Genomic DNA, 19,490 nt, shown 5'->3' with positions numbered 1-19,490 from the left:
TACTTCACTTCCAGAAAAGTCTTGATCGGTCGCCGATGGCCGCGTCAGCGACCGGTCTTGGGGGCCTTCCAGCGGGCGATCGCCCGGGCCACCAGGTTGAGGATCATCACGAAGGCGATCAGCGTCAGGGACGCCGCCCACGCGCGGTCGTACGCCGCGTTGGCACCCGCGCTCTGCGCGTACTGCTGGTAGATGTACAGCGGCAGCGACGCCTGCGCACCCTCGAAGGGATTGTTGTTGATGAACGGGTTGCCGAACACCAGCAGCAGCACCGGCGCGGTCTCGCCCGCGATACGGGCGACGGCGAGCATGATGCCGGTGGTGATACCGCCGAGGGAGGTGGGCAGGACGACCTTCAGGATGGTCCGCCACTTCGGCACACCGAGCGCCAGCGAGGCCTCGCGCAGCTCGTTCGGGACGAGCTTGAGCATCTCCTCGGTGGAGCGGACGACGACCGGCATCATCAGGATGGCCAGGGCCAGCGAACCGGCGAAGCCGAACGGCTGCATCTTGAAGATGAGCATCAGGCTGAGGATGAACAGACCGGCGACGATCGACGGGATGCCCGTCATGACGTCGACGAAGAAGGTCACCGCCTGGGCGAGGCGACCACGCCCGTACTCCACCAGGTAGATCGCGGTGAGCACGCCGATCGGGGCGCCGATCAGGGTGGCGAGGCCCACCTGCTCCAGGCTGCCGATGATGGCGTGGTAGATGCCACCGCCCGGCTCGGAGTCGGCGACGACTCCCATGGAGTGGGTGAGGAAGTAGACGTTGAGGACCTTCACACCGCGGGAGATGGTCACCCAGACCAGGGAGACCAGCGGAACCACGGCGATCAGGAAGGAGACCCACACGAGCGAGGTGACGACGCGGTCTTTGGCCTGGCGGCGGCCCTCCACCTTGGCGGCGATGCCGTAGGTGCCGAGGACGAAGAGGATCGCGGCGATCAGGCCCCACTGGATGCTGCTGTGCAGATCGGCGGCGAAGCTGATGCCGATCCCGAGGGCGACGGAGCCGGCGGCGATGGCCCACGGCGTCCACTTCGGGAGGCTCGCGGCCCGCAGCGTGCTGGGGCGCTTGTGGCTGACGGCTGCGGTGCTCATGCGTTGGCCCCCGAGTACTCCTTGCGGCGGGCGATGATCGCGCGGGCCGCGCCGTTGACCAGCAGCGTGATGACGAAGAGCACCAGACCGGAGGCGATGAGCGCGTCCCGGCCCTGCTCTGTGGCCTCACCGAACTTGCTGGCGATGTTCTGGGCGAAGGTGCCGCCGCCCGGGTCGAGCAGGCTGGCCTGGATGTCGTAGCTCGGGGAGAGCACGGTGGCGACGGCCATGGTCTCGCCGAGGGCGCGGCCGAGGCCGAGCATCGAGGCGGAGATCACGCCGGAGCGGCCGAAGGGCAGCACCGACATGCGGATGACCTCCCAGCGGGTGGCGCCGAGCGCGAGGGCGGCCTCCTCCTGCATCCGCGGGACCTGCCGGAAGACCTCGCGGCTCACGTTGGTGATGATCGGCAGGATCATGATCGCCAGCAGGATGCCGACGGTGAGCATGGCGCGGGGGGCTCCGCCGTCCCAGGAGAAGATGCCGGTCCAGCCGAGGTAGTCGTTCAGCCAGCCGTACAGGCCCTGCATGTGCGGGACGAGGATCAGGGCGCCCCAGAGGCCGTAGACGATGGACGGCACGGCGGCGAGCAGGTCGATCACGTAGGCGATGGGACCGCTCAGCTTGCGCGGGGCGTAGTGCGTGAGGAACAGCGCGATCGCGACGGCGACCGGCACGGCGAGGGCCATGGCGACGATCGAGGAGATGATCGTGCCGAAGGCCAGCACCGCGATGCCGAAGACCGGCGGGTTGAGGTTGGTGTTCCACTCGAAGGTGGTCAGGAAGTTCCCGTGGTCCTTGCTGATCGCGAGGGAGGCGCGGTAGGTGAGGAACGCCGCGATCGCGGCCATGATCACCAGCAGCAGGATGCCCGAGCCTCGGGAGAGGCCGAGGAAGATGCGGTCACCGGGGCGGGTCGCGCCGCGGGAGTTGCGCTTCTCCTCCGCCAGGGAGGGCTGGGGCGTGGGGGGAGGTGCGTCGGTTGTATGGGTCGATATGTCCATCGGGGTTCTCCGGTCTGCGGAGCCGCGGGGTGGGCGGCTCGGTGGAGCCGTTCCCCTGGGGGTACGGCTCCGGGCGGCGGTGCACCGGACGGTGCGGCCCGGCCCTGGAAGGAACCGGGCCGCACTCACGGATCAGGTCAGCTCAGGCCGGCGACGGCGGTGCGGACCTTGGCGATGATCTCGTCGGGGATCGGGGCGTAGTCGTTCTCCGTCAGGAGCTTCTGACCGTCTTCGCTCGCGATGTAGGTGAGGAAGGCCTTGGTGGCGGGCAGGGTGTCCGCCTTGTTGCCCTTGTCACAGACGATCTCGTACGTGACCAGGGTGATCGGGTAGGCACCCTCGGCCTTGGTCTTGTAGTCGAGCTGCAGCGACAGGTCGTTGCCGGTGCCGACGACCTTGGCGGCCGCGATGTCGGCGGTGGCGGTCTCGGTGGAGGGCTTCACCGGGGTCTTGGCGCCGGTGTCGATCGAGACGGTGTTGATGTCCTTGGCGTAGGACAGCTCGAAGTAGCCGATCGCGCCGGAGTTCTGCTTGACACCCTGGGCCACACCGGCGGAGCCGGAGGCCGCCTGGCCGCCCTTGGCCTGCCAGGCCTTGCCGCCGGAGTACTTCCAGTTGGCCGGGGTGGTGGCGATCAGGTACTTGGTGAAGTTGTCCGTGGTACCGGAGTCCTCGGAGCGGTGGAACGCCTGGATCTTCAGGTCGGGGAGCTTCGCCGACGGGTTCAGCTTCTTGATCGCCGGGTCGTTCCACTTGGTGATCTTGCTGTCGAAGATCTTGGCGAGCGTCGGGGCGTCCAGGACCAGGTTGTCGACACCCGGGACGTTGTAGCCGAGGGCGATCGGGCCGCCGACCATCGGCAGGTCGATGCCCTGACCGCCGGAGCAGACCTTCTTGGAGGCCGTGACCTCTTCGGGCTTCAGCGCGGAGTCCGAACCGGCGAACGCGATCTGGCCCTGGTTGAAGGAGGTGACACCGGCACCGGAGCCGGCACCCTTGTAGTTGATCTGGACGCCACAGGCCTGGGAGAAGTTCTTGACCCAGGCGTCGATCGCGTTCTTCTGCGCGGAGGAGCCGTCGGCGAGCAGCTGGCCCTTGGCGTTGTCGCACTTGACCGAGCCGGCGCCGGCCGAGGCCGTCGACTTGCCGCCCGAGTTGTTGCTGCCACCGTTGTCGTCCGAGCCGCACGCCGTCAGGGCCAGGGCGCCGGAGACGGCGATCGCACCGAGAGAGAGGGCGCGCAGCCGGTTCTTGCGCTGAAGCTTCACTTTCGGGAGTTCCTTCCAGGAGCCGCCGCTGTGGGCGGCGTGCGAGGGAGTGAGTGCGCGAGCGCATGTGTGGCCGCACTCCGCACCGTGCACGGCCGAAATTAGGCAGAACAGGTGAAGCCGCCGATGGCCGGAAGTGAACGGCGGGTGAACCCCTGCCGTCGGCCCGGTGAGGTCACGGAATGCTTACGGGGAGGGCACACGAAGGTCCCGACGGCTGGGGTGTGCGGACACGTCTTCGGCGTTCGCTCTCCCGTCCGAGGGAACCCTTGTGCGCATCGCGTCGTCTCGTTCCAGGAAGGCCGAGGAAAGGCGACAGACATGGAACGGCGTACGTTCATCTCGGGCGGCGCGGCCGCGGTTGCGGCGACCGCGCTGGCCGGTTGCAGTTCTGGCTCGGGCGCGTCCACCGGTCTCTCGGCGCACACGGCCTCGTCGTCTACATCCTCGGGTACGGCTCTGAAGACCACCAGTCAGGCCGCCGCCGCGAACTGGGCGGCCCTCGCCCGGGACCTCGACGGCCCCCTGGTGCGCCCCGGTGACGCGACCTGGAAGACGGCCCACCAGCTGTACAACACCCGCTTCGACGGCCTGAAGCCCGCCGCGGTCGCCTACGTCGCCCACCCCGACGACATACGCACGACCCTGGCGTACGCCCACTCCCACGGGACACGGGTGGCGATACGCAACGGCGGCCACTCCTACGCCGGCTACTCCTCGGGCGACAGCCGTCTGATCATCGACGTGTCCAAGCTGAACCGCGTCCGGGTGAGCGGCGGCCAGGCGGTGGTGGGCGCCGGCTCCAAGCTGATCGACGTCTATCGGGGGCTGGCCGCGAAGGGCGTGACCATACCGGCGGGCTCCTGCCCCACGGTCGGCGTCTCCGGTCTGGTCCTCGGCGGCGGCCACGGCGTCGCCTCCCGCGCCTACGGCCTGACCTGCGACAGCCTGACCCAGGCCACCGTGATCACGGCGGACGGCACCCAGGTCACCGCGAACGCCACGTCCCACTCGGACCTCTTCTGGGCACTGCGCGGCGCGGGCAACGGCAACTTCGGCGTCGTCACCGAGCTGCAGTTCAAGACGCATCCGGCGCCGCAGGCGGTGACCGCGTACATGACGTGGTCCTGGTCCAAGGCGGCGGCGGTGTTCAAGGCCTGGCAGGAGTGGGGCCCGACCCAGCCCGACGAGATCTGGTCCTCGCTGCACCTGTCGAACACGCCGGGCGGCACGCCGAGCATCTCCGTGGCCTGCTTCTCGCTCGGCACCTACGGCGAACTGCAGAACGCGGTGGACCGGCTGGCGCACAAGGCGGGCGCCGACGCCAGGACCGTGTCCCTGCGCCGCCGGGGCTACGAGGAGGCGATGGAGATCTACGCCGGCTGCTCCTCCTTCTCCGCGGACGCCCAGTGCCATCTGCCGGGCTCGACCCCGGGCCGCTCCCCGCAGGGCGCCCTGGGCCGGGAGACCTACGCGGCACGCTCCGACTTCTTCGACCGCTCCCTGTCCTCGGCGGGCGTGCAGACCCTGCTCAAGCAGATCGGCTCCGTCCGGGGCGGCGCGGGCAGCATCGCGTTCACCGCCCTGGGCGGCGCGGTCAACCGGGTCTCCCCCACGGCGACGGCGTTCGTGCACCGCCGCTCGCGGATGCTGGCGCAGTACATCGCCTCCTGGGGCGCGGGTGCCTCCGGCGGCTCGGCCCAGTCGTGGCTCACGTCGGCCCACAAGGCGATGCAGCCGTACGCCTCCGGCGCGGCCTACCAGAACTACACGGACCCCACGCTGACGAACTGGCGCAAGGCGTACTACGGGGACGCGGCGACCCGACTGGGCAAGGTGAAGAAGCAGTACGACCCGGAGCGGTTCTTCTCCTACGCGCAGGGGCTGTGAGGGGTCGTCGGCGGCCCGGATCCTTGCCCTACGCGGCCAGGTCCTTCTCCTCGGACTCCACCGGCTTGCGGGTGCCGGGGACCAACGCGTCCCGCCGCTCCCCCGACGCCGACCGGCTCCGGACCAGCCACCCCGCCCGGGGCGACCGCTCCACCGCCTTCATCAGCGGGGTCAGCAGGGCCATGGCCGGCGGGGACAGCAGCAGGGCGACCGCCGTACCGAGCGCGAAGCCTCCGACGACGTCGGTCGGGTAGTGCACGCCCATGTACACCCGGCAGAAGCCCTCCAGCAGCGCCAGGCCGATGCCCGCGATGCCGAAGCGGCGGTTGGCGACGAAGAGCCCCACCCCGAGGGCCATCGTGATCGTCGCGTGGTCGCTGACGAAGGAGAAGTCGCTCTTGCCGGAGACGAGGACGTCCAGGCCCTGGTGGTCGACGAAGGGGCGGGGACGTTCGACGAAGCCGCGGATCGGCACGTTCACCAGCACCGCGATGCCGGCCGCGAGCGGGGCCCAGACCAGGGCGGCCACGGAGGACGCCGCGTCCTCCTCGCCCCGGCGGCGCACCGACCACCAGCACGACAGCACCAACAGCACCATCGCGACCAGCAGTCCGTACTCACCCACGAACTCCATGACCCGGTCGAACCAGTGCGGCGCGTCCTTGGCCAGGCCGTTGATGTCGTAGAGCAGGTCGACGTCGGGGTTCGATCCGGATTCGGCGAGTACAGCCATGGTGCTGCGGCCCCTTCGTCGTCTTCCCGGACGCACCTCGTGTGCGTCGCGCCGGCCCCCCGTGGTTCGTAGATCCGCTTCCGCTGCACTGCACCGCACTGACGTCCGCTCGGCTACGTCAACAGGAACGCACAGCCCCCATTAATACGTTCCACTCTCCACCGAATGATCACGCAGACGTTATCGAAGAGAGACTCATCACCGCAGCTCAGGGGGTGGGTTCACATTCGGTTCACACCGCCGTCGGGAGCGCTTTTGCGCCATCTTCGGTGACTCGTGTGGCGCCGAAGTAGTCGGGGGTGTCGACCGGGTCGAACCGGATCACGGCACCCGAGCGCGGCGCGTCGATCATGTATCCGCCGCCCACGTAGATCCCGACGTGCCGGATGGCCCGTGAGTCGGTGAGGTCGTCGGAGAAGAAGACGAGGTCGCCGGGCAGCAGTTGGTCCCGTGAGGGGTGCGGGCCCGCGTTGTACTGGTCGTTGGCGACCCGGGGCAGGGTGATGCCCACCTTCTCGTACGCGGCCTTGGTCAGGCCCGAGCAGTCGAAGCGTCCGCCCTGGTCGGCGGTGCCGTCGCCACCCCAGAGGTAGGGCGTGCCGAGCTTGCTCTGGGCGAAGGCGATGGCCCCCGCCGCCTGCCGCGTGGGGTCGATCCGGCTGACCGGCGCGGCGAAGCTCTTCTCCAGGCTGCGGATCCGCTTGACGTAGTTCTGCGTCTCGCTGATCGCCGGCACCCCGCCCGATCTGATGACCCGGTAGGCGCCCGCGTTGTAGGCGGCGAGCATGTTGTCGGAGACGTCGCCGGGAACGTCCTTGACGTACTTGGCGAGTTCGCAGTCGTACGACGCGGCCGAAGGGATCGCGTCGGCGGGATCCCAGATGTCACGCTTGCCGTCGCCGTTGCCGTCGATGCCGTGGGTCGCCCAGGTGCCCGGGATGAACTGGGCGATGCCGCGCGCGTCGGCCGGGCTGACGACGGTCGGGTTCCAGCCGCTCTCCTGGTACAGCTGGGCGGCGAGCAGGGCCGGGCTGAGCGCCGGGCACAGGTTGCCCCACTGCTGCACGAGCTGCTTGTAGGCGGCCGGCACGGCGCCCTTGGCGAGCCCGCGACTGCCCGTGGTGACGCTGTTGACGAGGTTTCCGGCGACGATGTACACCCCGACGACGAGCAGCATGACGAACGCCATGCCGAGCCCGACGGCCGCCCCACCGATCACCCATACCTTCCGCACGGTCCAACTCTCCCCCATGGCGCCCCGATTCCAGTCCCCATCGGCCTGAAATGGCGTCATTTCACAGTCGGTCCGGCGCAGCCGAGGTGTCGGCGACGGTCAGCCGGCGGCCCGGCCACCCCCGGTCGCGTCCCGGTACAGCTGATCCGCCCCGGTCCGCAGGACCACGCTGTACGAGCGGTCGGCCGTGGAGCCCCCGTGCTCGTGCCCGCCGAGGACGCCGACGACCTGGTGGTCGCCGTTGATCCAGGGGCTGCCGCTGGTGCCGCCGGTGAACTGCGGGCAGTCGATGCGCTGCTGGGTGGCGCTGTGCCGGGCCGGCTTGTTGGTGCAGCTGATGGGCTCCTCGAGGGCGTCCGGATAGCCGGTGACCGTCACGGCGGTGGCGCCGGTGGCCGTCCCCGGGGCGAACCGGTTCCCGCCCACCACGTCCTCGATCCGCTGCCCGCCCAGTTCGTCGACGTACGCGAAGGCTACGTCGCTGTTCTCGTCCTGGCTCTTGGCCCATCCGTCGGGCAGGAACCGTCTCCCCACCTTCCACACTCCGTACGGCGCCCGCCCGTTGCGGTACCCCGGCACGAACACCAGGTCGCCGTCGTCCCCGTCCACGCAGTGCGCGGCGGTGACGATGAGACTGCGCTGCGGGCTGTGGACGACGGAGGCGGTGCAGAAGTGCCCGCCGGCCAGCCTGCCGACGCGGTCCGCACCGAACAGCGCGCCGACCCGCACGGTCCGCTTGGTGGCGACCGTGTAGGCGGTGACCCCGAAGGGCCCAGGTCCGTCATCGGCGGAGGCCACGGACGCCGAGGTCAGGGCGAGCGTCACGACGGCACACGCCAGGGCGGGGCGCGAGGTGAGCCAGATGCGTGAGATGCGCTTCATCAGGCCTCACTCTCTCCCACGAAGGTGAGAAACCCGCCCCGACTTCACTGAGATTTTCCCGTGAACCCTCCCGATGGCCGTCGGTCTGCACCACCCCTCAGTAGCGCTGGGCCTTGGCCAGCCGGGGTGTCAGCCGCGGCTCGGACGGTTCGTGGCTGAACACGATGGGCTGTTCCTTCTTGCCGGGTTCGAGGTTCTCCGCGCCCGTGTACCGGGTCTCCACCACATGGTGGTCGGCGTCCTCGAAATCGATCTGAACGGCGTAGGACGCCTTCTGGTTCGTCTTGTTGGTGATGGCGACCAGGACGGCGAGGACACCCCCGGTCTGCTCCTTGGGGATCCCGGTCATGCCGACCTCGGACAGCGCGTTCCCCTGCCCCTTGACGTTCTTGAGGGCGTTCTGGGCAGCTTGCGTCCGGCGGGCGCTCTCGGCCGACACCGACGCCTCGAACTCCGAGGCGCGGGCGGACGCCGAGGACGCGGCCGCCGAGACCGAGGCACGGGCGGAGGAGACGGCCGCGGAAGCGGAGGAGGCCACGGCGGAGGGAAGCGTCCCCGAGAACGAGGCCGTGTTGGGCGAGGCCGGGGTCCTTGTCTGCGTGGAGCCACCACCGCCGTTGCCGCATCCGGACAGCGCCGCGGACGCCAGGAAGCACAACAGAAGGACCGGGGCCACGCCGTGACGGCTCGACCTGTGGGCCAGGACGTGAGAAGGGGCAGGCATGCGTTCCTCCAGGGCGGGGGAGCTTGAAGTCATCGTCCGTGCTCCCGGCGTGCCCTGCGAGTCGGCTCGGCCCGACGGGTGACGCCCGCTCCGCCGAGCCGGTACGGCCCGGATGGCCCCGGCGCCCGCCCCGAGAGGTCCCCGCCGGCCGTCCCTCCCGGCGGTTCAGACCGCCTTCGCCGTGAACGCCCAGCTCACCCCGGTCAGTTCCTCCGAAAGGGTCCACAGCCTGCGCGCCGCCTCCGGGTCGCTCGCCGCCGCGCTGCGCCCGACCAGCGTCGGAGCGCCCCGCATCTCGCCCAGGCCGTCGGGGCCGACGTACGCCGCACCCGGCAGGTCCTGGCTCGCCGCGTAGAGCGTCGGCAGGGCACCTGACTTGTCGTCCTGCGCGAGGAACTTGTTGCCGAGGACCATGAACGCCCGCGCGAGGGGGTTCGCCGCGTGGCTCTGCAGGTTGGTGGCCGCGTAGCCCGGGTGCGCCGCAAGGGACCGAACGGGTGAGCCGGACTCCGTCAGGCGGCGCTGGAGTTCCAGGGTGAACAGGAGATTGGCCAGCTTGGACTGGGAGTAGGCGCGGGTCGGGGAGTAGCGGCCCCGCAGGTTCACGTCGTCGAAGTGGATCACCCCGTCGCCCCCGCGGTGGAGGCCGGAGGAGACGGTCACCACCCGGTCCGTGACGTGCGGCAGCAGCAGGTTGGTCAGCGCGAAGTGCCCGAGGTGGTTCGTGCCGAACTGGGTCTCGAAGCCCTGCGCGGTCCGCTGCTCCGGCAGCATCATCACGCCCGCGTTGTTGATCAGCAGGTCCAGCGGGCGGTCCCAGGCCGCGGCGAACTCCCGTACGGAGTCCAGGTCCGCCAGGTCCAGCCGGCGCACCTCGGTGCTGCCGTTCACCTTCGCCGCGGCGGCGCCGCCCCGCGCGAGGTCCCGTACGGCGAACACCACATGCGCTCCGGCCCGGGCCAGCGCCTCGGCGGTGGCGAGGCCGAGGCCGCTGTTGGCTCCGGTGATCACGGCCGTACGGCCGGACAGGTCGGGGAGGTGGGTCGCGTTCCACTTGCGCGTCGCGCGCGCTTCGGTCGTATCAGCCATGACCTCAATGTAGGCATCGCCAACAATGATGTCAATGACAACAATGATGGCGATGCCAACTATATTGGCAGCGCCAACATCGGGATACGATGGTGCGCATGCCGCGCCTGTCCCCGCCGTCCCCCTCGTCGCCGAATCGCCCCTACCACCACGGAGACCTGCGCGCCGCCCTGCTCAGAAGCGCCGACCGCACCCTGCGCGAGAAGGGGGTCGGCGCACTGTCGCTGCGTGAGCTGGCGCGTGACATCGGGGTGAGCCACGCCGCCCCCGGCCGGCACTTCAAGGACAAGCAGGCCCTGCTCGACGCCCTCGCACTGGACGGGTACGAGCGGCTGAACCAGGCCCTGGGCGCCGCCGCCGGTGGCCCCGCCCTCGGCTTCGAGGAGCGGATGACGGCGCTCGCGCGCGCCTACCTCGGCTTCGCCGTGGAGAATCCGGAACTGCTGGAGCTGATGTTCGCGCGCAAGCACCACCCCGACAGCTCCGCACAGCTCGCCGCTGCCGTCGACCAGTCCCTCGGCTCCCTCACCCGGATGTTCGCCGAGGCGCAGGAGCGGGGCGAGATCGTGCAGGGCGACCCCGAGCGCATCACGATGGTCGCCGCCGCGAACCTGCACGGCCTCGCCGCCCTCATCGCCGGCTGCGCCCTCGAGGCGGACGAGGCCCTGGCCGGCCTCGACGAACACGTACACCTGCTGCTGCACGGCCTCAAGCCCCGCTGAGCCCCAACGGGGCACCTGTGCGCGCATGTGTGCGCCGGTCCGCACGTGAGAACATCGTCTCGACGCGTCACCCGACCATCCGTCAGAAACCGTGCGGGGTCGTAAAGAGGGTCAACGACGGAACCACACGACAGGTTCCGCCCAGACCTCGTTGCCCGGCGTGACCTGCCGTGATACACAGAGTGACGGTACGGGCCATTCGTGCGAAACCCGCCAGTCAATGACGTCAAGTCGACATACGACGGCGGCATTGTCGGCGAGAATGTTGTGTGACCTCTGCACACCGCAGGGGCCACGCGGAACTACCCACCAGGGGCGGTGACTTACATGCTCTTTGCGGCCGACAAGGGAGACATCAACACCATCATCGGCGGGATCGCTCCGGACTGGGGCCCCTTCGGCAGCCTGGGCAACGAGGCCAAGGTGATGATCGAGGTGGTGATGGCCGTGGCCATCCTGCTCTGCCTCGGCATCGCGGTCTGGGGCGCGGCCAAACAGCGGATCGGTGCGACGGCCCTCCGGGACACCTTCAGCGCGGAACAGGGCAAGGGCCTGATCATCGCCGGCCTCACCGGAGTCTTCATCATCGGCTCCCTCGGCACCCTGTTCACGATCGTGTACGGCATGGCGGTCTGACGCCCCCTCTCCTCCCGGGCGCGCCCGGTCGTCCCCCTCCACCCCACCCACCCGTCGTGCCCACCGGCTGAGGTTGCGTTTCCCTGATGTCGAGTCACCACACCGCGCCCGCGCGGAAACCAGCACGGCTACCGTCGTATGTCTACGAGGTGGAGGGGGCGTACACGGCATGAGTCCCACGGACGAGCAGGGTTACACCGAGACGGGCCAGACCCGGACTCGCCTGCCCGGCGGCGACCCCTACGGCGGCGCGCCCCGCAGAACCGGCCGCTCCTCCTCCCGGAGCCTGGTCACGGTGGTCGGCGTGGTCGTCCTCCTCATCGCCGCGATCGCCTTCGCGAACAGAGGAGACGGTTCGTCCGCCGACGGCTCGACGGAGAAGGGAACTCAGCCGAAGAGCGCGGCCACGGCGGCCAGCGGGTCACGTCCCGTGGAGACGAAGAGCGGTGGGATTCCCTCGGGCTTCGCACACACGGATCAGGGGGCACAGAGCGCGGCGGCCAACTATGCGGTGGCGTTGGGTTCGGCCGAGATGTTCAACACCGCTTGGCGGCACCAGATCGTCGACACGGTCTACGCCCGGAACGCCGCAGCCACCAAGCAGTCGGCCATGGACAGCGCCTACTCCAACGAGAAGTTCCTCTCCAACATCGGCCTGGCCAAAGACGGCAGCGCCCCGAAGGGCCAGAGGTTCGTCTCCCGGGTCATTCCAGTCGGCACCAAGGCCACCTCGTCGGGCTCGGACACCACCACCGTCGAGGTCTGGTACACCTCGCTGTTCGGCCTCTCCGGCGAAGCCTCGAAGAATCCGGTGACCGAGAGCTGGTACACCACGACGTACGAACTGAAATGGGTCGACGACGACTGGAAGATCACCGACTTCCAGCAGAAGGACGGCCCCGTCCCCGTGGGCCGTGACCAGACGGCCTCCACCGCCGACGACATGACGAAGGCCGTCGAGGAGTACGGAGGGTTCACGTATGCGCGCTGACCACCGCGTCATCAAGCTCACTGCGCTCCTCGGCACCGTGCAGACGGCCACGATCCTGCTGGCCACCCACGCCGTCGCCGCGCCCACTCCGTCTCCGACGAAGAGCAACGACCCCTGCGACCTGATCCGCGGCGCTGCCAAACAGTTCTGCGAGAAGGACAACGGATCCACCGGAGGCTCCTCCGGTGTTACCCCCAACAACCCCCTCACCGACACCCTCGACCCCCTCTCGTCCCTCAGCAAGGGCTGTGCCGATGCCGCTTCCTGGACCATCGGAAAGCTCAGCTCCGCCGTGAAGGAGACCGCGAACGTCGACTTCACGAACACCAAGTTCCTGCAGCAGTACGCCGTCGTGTTCGCCGCGTCCACGATCCTCACGCTCCTGCTGTGGCTGCTGGCCGTGGCCAAGCGTGCCGTCCGGGGCGTGCCCCTCACCACCGCCATCTCCGAAGCCGTCGGCTTCCTCTGGCTGACCGTGCTCGCCTCCGCCTTCACCCCGCTGATCCTGTACACCGTCGTCTCGGCGACGGACGGGGTCACGGACGTCCTCGCGAAGGCCACCGGCGACCAGACGGACACGTTCTTCGGCACCTTCTCCGGCGCCCTCGGCAAGGGCAACGACATCGGCGGCGGCCCGATCATGCTGATCGTCGTCTCTCTCGTCAGCATCCTCGCCGCAGGCATCCTCTGGCTCGAACTGGTCATCCGCGCCGCCCTGCTCTACGTCGGCGCCCTCCTCGGCACCGTCGTCTACGCCGGACTGGTCGACAAGAACCTGTGGGGACACGTCCGCCGCTGGGCCGGGATCATGATCGCGGTCATCCTCGTCAAACCCGTCATCGTGATCGTGCTCGGCCTCGCCGGCGCCCTCTCCGGAGACAGTGGCCCGGACGCCTTCTCCGCCGTCGTCTCCGGCCTCGCCATCATCCTGCTCGCCATCTTCGCCAGCGCGATGATCTACCGCTTCGTCCCCGGCTTCGGCGACGAGATCGCCGGCTCCCGCAACAACCGCATCATGCAGGGCGCCGAGGGCAAGGCCGCCGCGGTCATCAGCTCGCCGGCCACCCTCGTCGCCCAGGGCATCAAGACCCACAGCACCCGCGCCGACAACAACGGAGGAGGCGGAGGCGGCTCCAGCAGCGCCCGACCCGCCAACCCCGCCTCCGGTGGCGTCGCCGCCCACAGCAGCCGTACCCCCCAGGGCGGCGGCGGAGCAGTCCCCTCCGCCACGCCCGCGCCGCGCGCGCCCAGCCCGGCCAACACCCCGCACGCCAGCAACACCCGCAACAGCAACCGCTCGGGAGGTGAAGGGCGTTGACGACCGAGTCCCACATGTCCCATCCGGTCACGCCCCGCCGTACGTATCTGATCGGCCGCGCCCGGCCGAACGCGATCATCGGCAGGAACCGCGAGTCCGGCGAGATCGCGCTGATCGTCGCCGGCGCGTTCCTCGGCATGATGTGCGGCCTCCTCGTCCCGGTCCTGTCCCTGCGGATCGTGCTGCTCACGGGCTTCCCGCTGCTCGCGCTCGCCGCGGTCTACGTGCCGTACAAGCGCCGCACGTTCTACAAGTGGTTCGAGATCAACCGCACGTACAAGCGCACCGTCAAGCGCGGCACCGTCTACCGCTCCGGTGTCATGGAGGCCGGCACCCGGCTTGACGGCCGGGAGGTGGAGATCGGCCCGCCGCCGGGGATCGGCCGGATCAACTGGCTCGCCGCACCCTTCGGGCCCGACGAGATCGCCGTACTCCTGCACGCCGACCGCAGAACGGTCACCGCCTGCATCGAGATCGAGGGCCCCGGCGTCGGGCTGCGCGACTCCGAGGACCAGGAGGCCCTCGTCGACCGCTTCGGCACGCTGCTCAAGCACGTGGCCAACGGGGACGGGTTCGTCACCCGCCTCCAGATGCTCGCCCGCACGCTCCCGGCCGACCCCGACGCGCACGCCAAGGACGTCGCCCTGCGCGGCGACGACCGGGCGCCGCAATGGCTGTCCCGGTCCTACGACCAGTTGCAGTCGATGGTGTCCACGAGCAGCGAGCAGCACCGCGCCTACCTCGTCGCCTGCATGCACTACACCCGCGAACTCGCCGCCGAGGCCCAGGCCATGGCCCGCGCGGCCAGGCCGCAGGCGGGCCGCAAGCTGGACCGCGACGCCGGCCTCGCCGTCGTCATGGCCCGCGAGCTGACCGACATCTGCTCGCGCCTGCAGGAGGCCGACATCCGGGTCCGCCAGCCCCTCGGGCAGGGCAGGCTCGCCTCCCTCATCCACTCCATGTACGACCCGGACCACCCCATCGACCACATCCAGGCGATGAGCAAGCGGAACGCCTGGCCGGCCGAGCTGGACGCCATGGAGCCCACGTACCTCCAGGCCAAGACCCGCGAGTCCACCACCCGCGCCCCGTGGTGCCACGCCACGGCCTGGGTGAAGGAGTGGCCGATGACCCCCGTCGGCGTCAATTTCCTCGCACCGCTGCTCGTCCACACCCCGGACGTCATCCGAACGGTCGCCGTGACGATGGACCTCGAGCCCACCGAGGTCGCCATCGAACGCATGCTGACCGAGAAGACCAACGACGAGGCCGAGGCCTCCCGCGCCGCCAAGATGAACCGCACGGTGGACCCGCGGGACATCGCCGCGCACAACCGTCTCGACCAGCGGGGCGAGGACCTCGCCAGTGGCGCCGCCGGAGTGAACCTCGTCGGCTACATCACCGTGTCCTCCCGCTCCCCGGAAGCCCTCAACCGCGACAAGCGCACCATAAGAGCCTCCGCCGGGAAGTCGTACCTGAAGCTGGAGTGGTGCGACCGCGAGCACCACCGGTCCTTCGTGAACACACTTCCCTTCGCCACCGGCATTCGAAGGTAGGGGCTGATGCGCTGATGCGGGACCCGCTGTCCGTCCTCACGGACGCCTTCACGTCCTTCCTGTTCGGGAAGGTCGAGACGACCCGGCTGCCGGTGCGCACCTCCACGGGCCAGGCCCAGGCGGTCTACCTGCCGACCGCCGCGCCCGGCCTCGGCGACTCCGGCGTCATCATCGGCCGCGAGGTGTACTCCGGGAAGGGCTACATCTACGACCCCTTCCAGCTCTACGGCCAGCAGCTCCCGGCCCCGCACTGGCTGGTCCTCGGCGAGTCCGGCAACGGCAAGTCCGCGCTGGAGAAGACCTACGTCCTGCGGCAGCTCCGTTTCAAGGACCGCCAGGTCGTCGTCCTGGACGCCCAGGGCGAGGACGGCGTGGGCGAGTGGAACCTCATCGCGGAGGAGCTGGGGATAACTCCCATCCGCCTGGACCCGACGGCGGCCCTGAACCACGGCATCCGCCTGAACCCCCTGGACCCCGCGATCACGACCACCGGCCAGCTCGCGCTGCTCCGGACGATCATCGAGGTCGCGATGGGCCACGGCCTGGACGAACGCTCCGGCTTCGCCCTCAAGGTCGCCCACTCCTACGTCAACGAGTCCATCCTCGACCGCCAGCCGGTCCTCACCGACATCGTGGAGCAGCTACGGCACCCCGAGCCGGAGTCGGCGGAGGCGATGAACGTCGCCATAGACGACGTACGGGCCTGGGGACTCGACGTCGCCCTGGTCCTGGACCGGCTCGTCGACGGTGACCTGCGGGGCATGTTCGACGGCCCCACCACGGTCGGCATCGACCTCGACGCCCCCCTCATCGTCTTCGACCTCTCCCACATCGACCGCAACTCCATCGCCATGCCCATCCTGATGGCGATCGTCGGCGTGTGGCTGGAGCACACCTGGATCCGCCCCGACCGCAAGAAGCGCATCTTCCTGGTCGAAGAGGCCTGGCACATCATCAACAGCCCCTTCGTGGCACAGCTGTTCCAGCGGCTGCTGAAGTTCGGCCGGCGGCTGGGCCTGTCCTTCGTCGCGGTCGTCCACCACCTGTCCGACGTGGTGGACGGCGCCGCCGCGAAGGAAGCGGCCGCGATCCTCAAGATGGCCTCCACGAGGACGATCTACGCCCAGAAGGCGGACGAGGCGAGGGCGACCGGCCGGGTACTGGGCCTGCCTCGCTGGGCGGTGGAGATCATCCCCACCCTCACGCCCGGCATCGCCGTCTGGGACGTCAACGGCAACGTCCAGGTGGTCAAGCACCTGGTCACGGAGACGGAACGGCCACTGGTGTTCACCGACCGCGCGATGACCGAGTCCGCCAGCGACCTGGCGGCCGACGACGCCCTGCGCGCGGCCGAGCTCGAGGCCGAGCGGCGGGCGGCGTCCTTCGTGGAGCAGCATCTCGGCGACTCCGAATCGACGGTGGCGTAGGGGGAACAGAGTGAGACCGGACGATCGCCGAGACGACCGCCGCGACCCCCGTCAGGGCGGTCAGGGCGGCATCCCCGACGGCCTGCTGATCGGCATACTCGCCTTCCTCATCGGCATGACGGTGCTGGTGTGGACGGCCACGGGTCTGGCGGCCCTGTTCTCCCGTGGCTCCTGGCCCGACGGCGTCACCTTCACCCGCACCCCCCTGGCCATGCGCCACCTCATCGGCCGGCCCCACGACATCACCGGCGCCTGGCCGGACACCCCCGCGACCCAGCTGTCCGGCTGGGGTCTGTTCTGGGGCCTGCTCATCGGCCAGCTGATGGTCCTCATCGTCCTCGCCCTGTTCACCATGGGCACGGTGGCGAGATGGCGAGCGGGCCGGGTACGCCGGGCGTTCGACAGAGGGGCGGCCGAGGGACGGGCGCAGTCGACGACGGCCGCCCCGGCAGCGACGCATGCTCCAGCTCCAGCGCCGGAACGGCAGTACGAGGTGCCCGAGCCCCGGCCGGAGCCTGTCCCGGAGCCGGAGCCGACCGAGGCTCTCCAGGGGGCGACGGACCGGGTGGGTGCCTTGCCGGCCAACGGTGAACCGGAGGGCGGGTGGGAAACCGACCGGGCCGAAGGCGCGGTGCACTACGGACCACCCGCAGCCCGCCACTCAACGGCGACCCAGGCCATCCAGGACGCACCGGGCGCCGCCGTGGTCGTCACCTCGAACCCCGCCCTGTGGCAGGACACCAAGGACGCCCGAGCCAAGCTCGGCCCCACCCTGCTCTACGACCCCACCCACCTCTGCGACACTCCGGCCCGCCTCCACTGGTCCCCGACAGCAGGCTGCGAGGACAAGCAGACGGCCCTGAACAGAGCGAAAGCCCTCCTCAGTCCCGTCCAGCCCACCGCCAAGATCGACCAGGCAGTCGCCGACACCGCGATAACGCTCCTCAGGAGCTACCTCCACGCCGCCGCCCTGGAGACCCGCACCATCCGCCACGTCCACCGCTGGTCCCAGGGCACCCAGATCCAGGACGCCGTACGAACCCTCCGTACCCACCCCAAGGCCGCCCCCGGCGCCGCCGGCGAACTCGAAGCCGCCCTCACCGCGCATCCGGAACGCCGTGACATGGCACACGAGTTGACGAGTCGGGCGCTCGCCGCCCTCTCCACGGTCAACATCCGCGAGGCTTGCACCCCAAACCGAACTGATGCGCTCGCCTTGGATTCCTTTGTCCACGAAGGGGGCACGCTTTATGTGGTCGGTGAATCCATCGAGGACCCCAGGACCAACCCGGGCGCGATGCCTCTCCTGACGGCCCTCGTCTCGAGCGTGGTCGAGCGCGGCCGGCGCATGGCCGAACGGTCATCCTCCGGTCGGCTCGACCCACCACTGACCCTGGTCCTGGACGACATCGCGGCCGTGGCCCCCGTCCCCCAGCTGCCCGACCTGCTCGCCACCGGAGCCGACCAGGGCCTGCCCACCCTCGCCCTGCTCCGCTCCCGTGAACAGGCCAGGTCCCGCTGGCCCCACCAGGAACTCCCGGTCTAGGACCGCCGGTCCAGAACGAACTCCAGCTCGTTCTCCGCCTCGTCCTTCGAGAAGGACACGGCGACCCCGCTCGGCACGAACCCGACCTTGCGGTACGCCCCCTGGGCCCGCGCGTTGTCCTCGTGCACGAGCAGCCGTACCCGCTCGGCGCCTCGCTGCCACGCCCACGCCACACCGGTGTCGAGCAGCGCCTTGATCAGTCCGCTCCCTCGGTGCTCCGGACGTACGAACACACCGACGACATGCCCCTGCCGTCGCTCCACCGGGTACCCGGCCCAGTCCGTCGTGCCGGCCTCCTCGACGAGCACGGTGACGGTGCCGGTCCATGTACCGTCCGCCGCCTCGGTGATGAACTGCCGGGCTCCGGCGGGCTCCTCGGCCGACCGCGCGGCACGCTCCTGGTAGAACGAGTCCGGCCGGCCCACGGCGTCCTCGTAGGTCTCCAGGAACGCGATGCCCGCGACCGGGTCACGCAGCGCGTCCAGCCGCAGCTGCTTCACCGCGGCCCACTCGTCGGGTCGTATCGCGCGGACGACATGGCCCTCGCCGGTCGGAATGCTCATGGGGCCACCGTAGCCCGCGCCCACGGGGCCCCTCACCCGATATTCGGGCCGCGGATGTCAGTGGCGGGGCCTACCTTGGGCGCATGACAACGCTTCCCGATCGACCCAACACCGCACTGCTCGTCATCGACGTCCAGAACGGCGTCGTGGCGGCCGCCCACGACCGCGACGGTGTCATCGCGAACATCAACACCCTCATCGACAAGGCCCGCTCGGCGGACGTTCCGGTCATCTGGGTGCAGCACTCCGACGAGGAGCTGACGCACGGCAGCGACAACTGGCAGTACGTGCCGGAGCTGCGGCGCCAGGACGGCGAGTCCCTGGTCCACAAGGGGTACCCGGACTCCTTCGAGGACACAGAGCTGGAGTCCGTTCTGGCCGAGCGGAAGGTGGGCCGGCTCCTCGTCACGGGCGCCCAGACGGACGTGTGCGTCCGCTCGACCCTGCACGGCGCGATCGTCCGCGGCTACGACACGACGCTGGTCGCCGACGCACACACCACGGAGGACCTGACCAAGTACGGCGCTCCCGCCCCAGAGCAGGTGATCGCCCACACCAACCTCTACTGGAGGTGGCACAGCGCACCCGGTCGCCAGGGCGGAACCGTGGAGACGGCCGAGGTGACGTTCTAGGTTCTTACAGCGGACGGGAGTTGAACGCGAAAAAGCCCCAACCCCGGGTTTCCACCCGGGATTGGGGCTTTTTCTCAAAATTTGTTCGGCGGCGTCCTACTCTCCCACAGGGTCCCCCCTGCAGTACCATCGGCGCTGTGAGGCTTAGCTTCCGGGTTCGGAATGTAAC

General features: G+C 69.7%; 18 protein-coding genes and 1 rRNA gene. 9 read left to right on the top strand and 10 right to left on the bottom strand.

The annotated features are described in order from the left end of the window. Positions 1-44: 44 nt before the first annotated feature. The 3 genes from pstA to pstS form a co-directional block, all read right to left on the bottom strand. Positions 45-1,106 carry a phosphate ABC transporter permease PstA gene (pstA, locus tag AC07CM_RS45780; protein WP_478882499.1) on the bottom strand — a complete coding sequence of 354 codons (1,062 nt, stop codon included), beginning with the start codon at positions 1,104-1,106 and terminating at the stop codon, positions 45-47. Then, a complete protein-coding gene (gene pstC / locus AC07CM_RS45775; protein WP_478882498.1) occupies positions 1,103-2,110 on the bottom strand; it encodes a phosphate ABC transporter permease subunit PstC in 1,008 nt (335 codons plus the stop codon). The genes pstA and pstC overlap by 4 nt, the downstream gene beginning before the upstream one ends. A gap of 137 nt (positions 2,111-2,247) precedes the next feature. After that, on the bottom strand, positions 2,248-3,378 hold the full coding sequence (gene pstS, locus AC07CM_RS45770) for a phosphate ABC transporter substrate-binding protein PstS (RefSeq protein ID WP_478882497.1): 1,131 nt from the start codon (positions 3,376-3,378) through the stop codon (positions 2,248-2,250). 321 nt (positions 3,379-3,699) lie between these two features. On the opposite strand from pstS, the gene AC07CM_RS45765 reads away from it, so the two are divergent. After that, the gene (locus AC07CM_RS45765) at positions 3,700-5,268 is read left to right on the top strand and encodes an FAD-binding oxidoreductase (protein WP_478882496.1); all 1,569 of its coding nucleotides are present in this window, start codon (positions 3,700-3,702) and stop codon (positions 5,266-5,268) included. A gap of 28 nt (positions 5,269-5,296) precedes the next feature. Here AC07CM_RS45765 and AC07CM_RS45760 read toward each other — a convergent pair whose 3' ends face one another. The 5 genes from AC07CM_RS45760 to AC07CM_RS45740 form a co-directional block, all read right to left on the bottom strand. Then, positions 5,297-6,001, bottom strand: coding sequence for a phosphatase PAP2 family protein (locus tag AC07CM_RS45760; protein WP_478882495.1), 705 nt, complete (start codon positions 5,999-6,001; stop codon positions 5,297-5,299). Positions 6,002-6,233: 232 nt separating this feature from the next. Continuing rightward, positions 6,234-7,235 carry a C40 family peptidase gene (locus tag AC07CM_RS45755; protein WP_478882494.1) on the bottom strand — a complete coding sequence of 334 codons (1,002 nt, stop codon included), beginning with the start codon at positions 7,233-7,235 and terminating at the stop codon, positions 6,234-6,236. Positions 7,236-7,334: 99 nt separating this feature from the next. Then, positions 7,335-8,117 carry a trypsin-like serine peptidase gene (locus tag AC07CM_RS45750; RefSeq protein WP_478882493.1) on the bottom strand — a complete coding sequence of 261 codons (783 nt, stop codon included), beginning with the start codon at positions 8,115-8,117 and terminating at the stop codon, positions 7,335-7,337. Between the two features lie 97 nt (positions 8,118-8,214). Continuing rightward, positions 8,215-8,841, bottom strand: a complete 627-nt coding sequence (locus AC07CM_RS45745) for a hypothetical protein (RefSeq protein WP_478882492.1) — start codon at positions 8,839-8,841, stop codon at positions 8,215-8,217. A 165-nt stretch (positions 8,842-9,006) separates the two neighbouring features. After that, entirely contained in the window at positions 9,007-9,930 is a 924-nt protein-coding gene (locus AC07CM_RS45740; RefSeq protein ID WP_478882491.1) for an oxidoreductase, read from the bottom strand. A gap of 89 nt (positions 9,931-10,019) precedes the next feature. On the opposite strand from AC07CM_RS45740, the gene AC07CM_RS45735 reads away from it, so the two are divergent. The 7 genes from AC07CM_RS45735 (at position 10,020) to AC07CM_RS45705 (ending at position 18,126) form a co-directional block, all read left to right on the top strand. After that, positions 10,020-10,652 (top strand): TetR/AcrR family transcriptional regulator, encoded by a 633-nt coding sequence (locus AC07CM_RS45735; protein ID WP_478882490.1) that lies wholly within the window; start codon positions 10,020-10,022, stop codon positions 10,650-10,652. Positions 10,653-10,979: 327 nt separating this feature from the next. Continuing rightward, positions 10,980-11,288 (top strand): hypothetical protein, encoded by a 309-nt coding sequence (locus tag AC07CM_RS45730; protein WP_014673544.1) that lies wholly within the window; start codon positions 10,980-10,982, stop codon positions 11,286-11,288. A 169-nt stretch (positions 11,289-11,457) separates the two neighbouring features. Beyond that, the gene (locus tag AC07CM_RS45725) at positions 11,458-12,279 is read left to right on the top strand and encodes a DUF8175 domain-containg protein (RefSeq protein ID WP_478882489.1); all 822 of its coding nucleotides are present in this window, start codon (positions 11,458-11,460) and stop codon (positions 12,277-12,279) included. After that, on the top strand, positions 12,269-13,597 hold the full coding sequence (locus AC07CM_RS45720; protein WP_478882488.1) for a hypothetical protein: 1,329 nt from the start codon (positions 12,269-12,271) through the stop codon (positions 13,595-13,597). The genes AC07CM_RS45725 and AC07CM_RS45720 overlap by 11 nt, the downstream gene beginning before the upstream one ends. Before the next feature lie 14 nt (positions 13,598-13,611). After that, complete coding sequence (locus AC07CM_RS45715; RefSeq protein ID WP_478882514.1) at positions 13,612-15,153, top strand: SCO6880 family protein; 1,542 nt, start codon at positions 13,612-13,614, stop codon at positions 15,151-15,153. Positions 15,154-15,167: 14 nt separating this feature from the next. After that, on the top strand, positions 15,168-16,580 hold the full coding sequence (locus AC07CM_RS45710) for an ATP-binding protein (protein WP_478882487.1): 1,413 nt from the start codon (positions 15,168-15,170) through the stop codon (positions 16,578-16,580). Positions 16,581-16,590: 10 nt separating this feature from the next. Further along, entirely contained in the window at positions 16,591-18,126 is a 1,536-nt protein-coding gene (locus tag AC07CM_RS45705) for a type IV secretory system conjugative DNA transfer family protein (RefSeq protein ID WP_478882486.1), read from the top strand. Here AC07CM_RS45705 and AC07CM_RS45700 read toward each other — a convergent pair. Continuing rightward, on the bottom strand, positions 18,123-18,689 hold the full coding sequence (locus AC07CM_RS45700; RefSeq protein ID WP_478882485.1) for a GNAT family N-acetyltransferase: 567 nt from the start codon (positions 18,687-18,689) through the stop codon (positions 18,123-18,125). The genes AC07CM_RS45705 and AC07CM_RS45700 overlap by 4 nt on opposite strands. 83 nt (positions 18,690-18,772) lie before the next feature. On the opposite strand from AC07CM_RS45700, the gene AC07CM_RS45695 reads away from it, so the two are divergent. Continuing rightward, positions 18,773-19,321 carry a cysteine hydrolase family protein gene (locus tag AC07CM_RS45695; RefSeq protein WP_478882484.1) on the top strand — a complete coding sequence of 183 codons (549 nt, stop codon included), beginning with the start codon at positions 18,773-18,775 and terminating at the stop codon, positions 19,319-19,321. Positions 19,322-19,404: 83 nt separating this feature from the next. On the opposite strand, the gene rrf is transcribed toward AC07CM_RS45695, so the two are convergent. Then, a 5S ribosomal RNA gene (gene rrf, locus AC07CM_RS45690) occupies positions 19,405-19,490 on the bottom strand; the annotation flags it as partial.

It is taken from the genome of Streptomyces sp. NPDC044061 (assembly GCF_056434305.1).
This window is presented reverse-complemented; position numbering and strand designations above follow the sequence as displayed.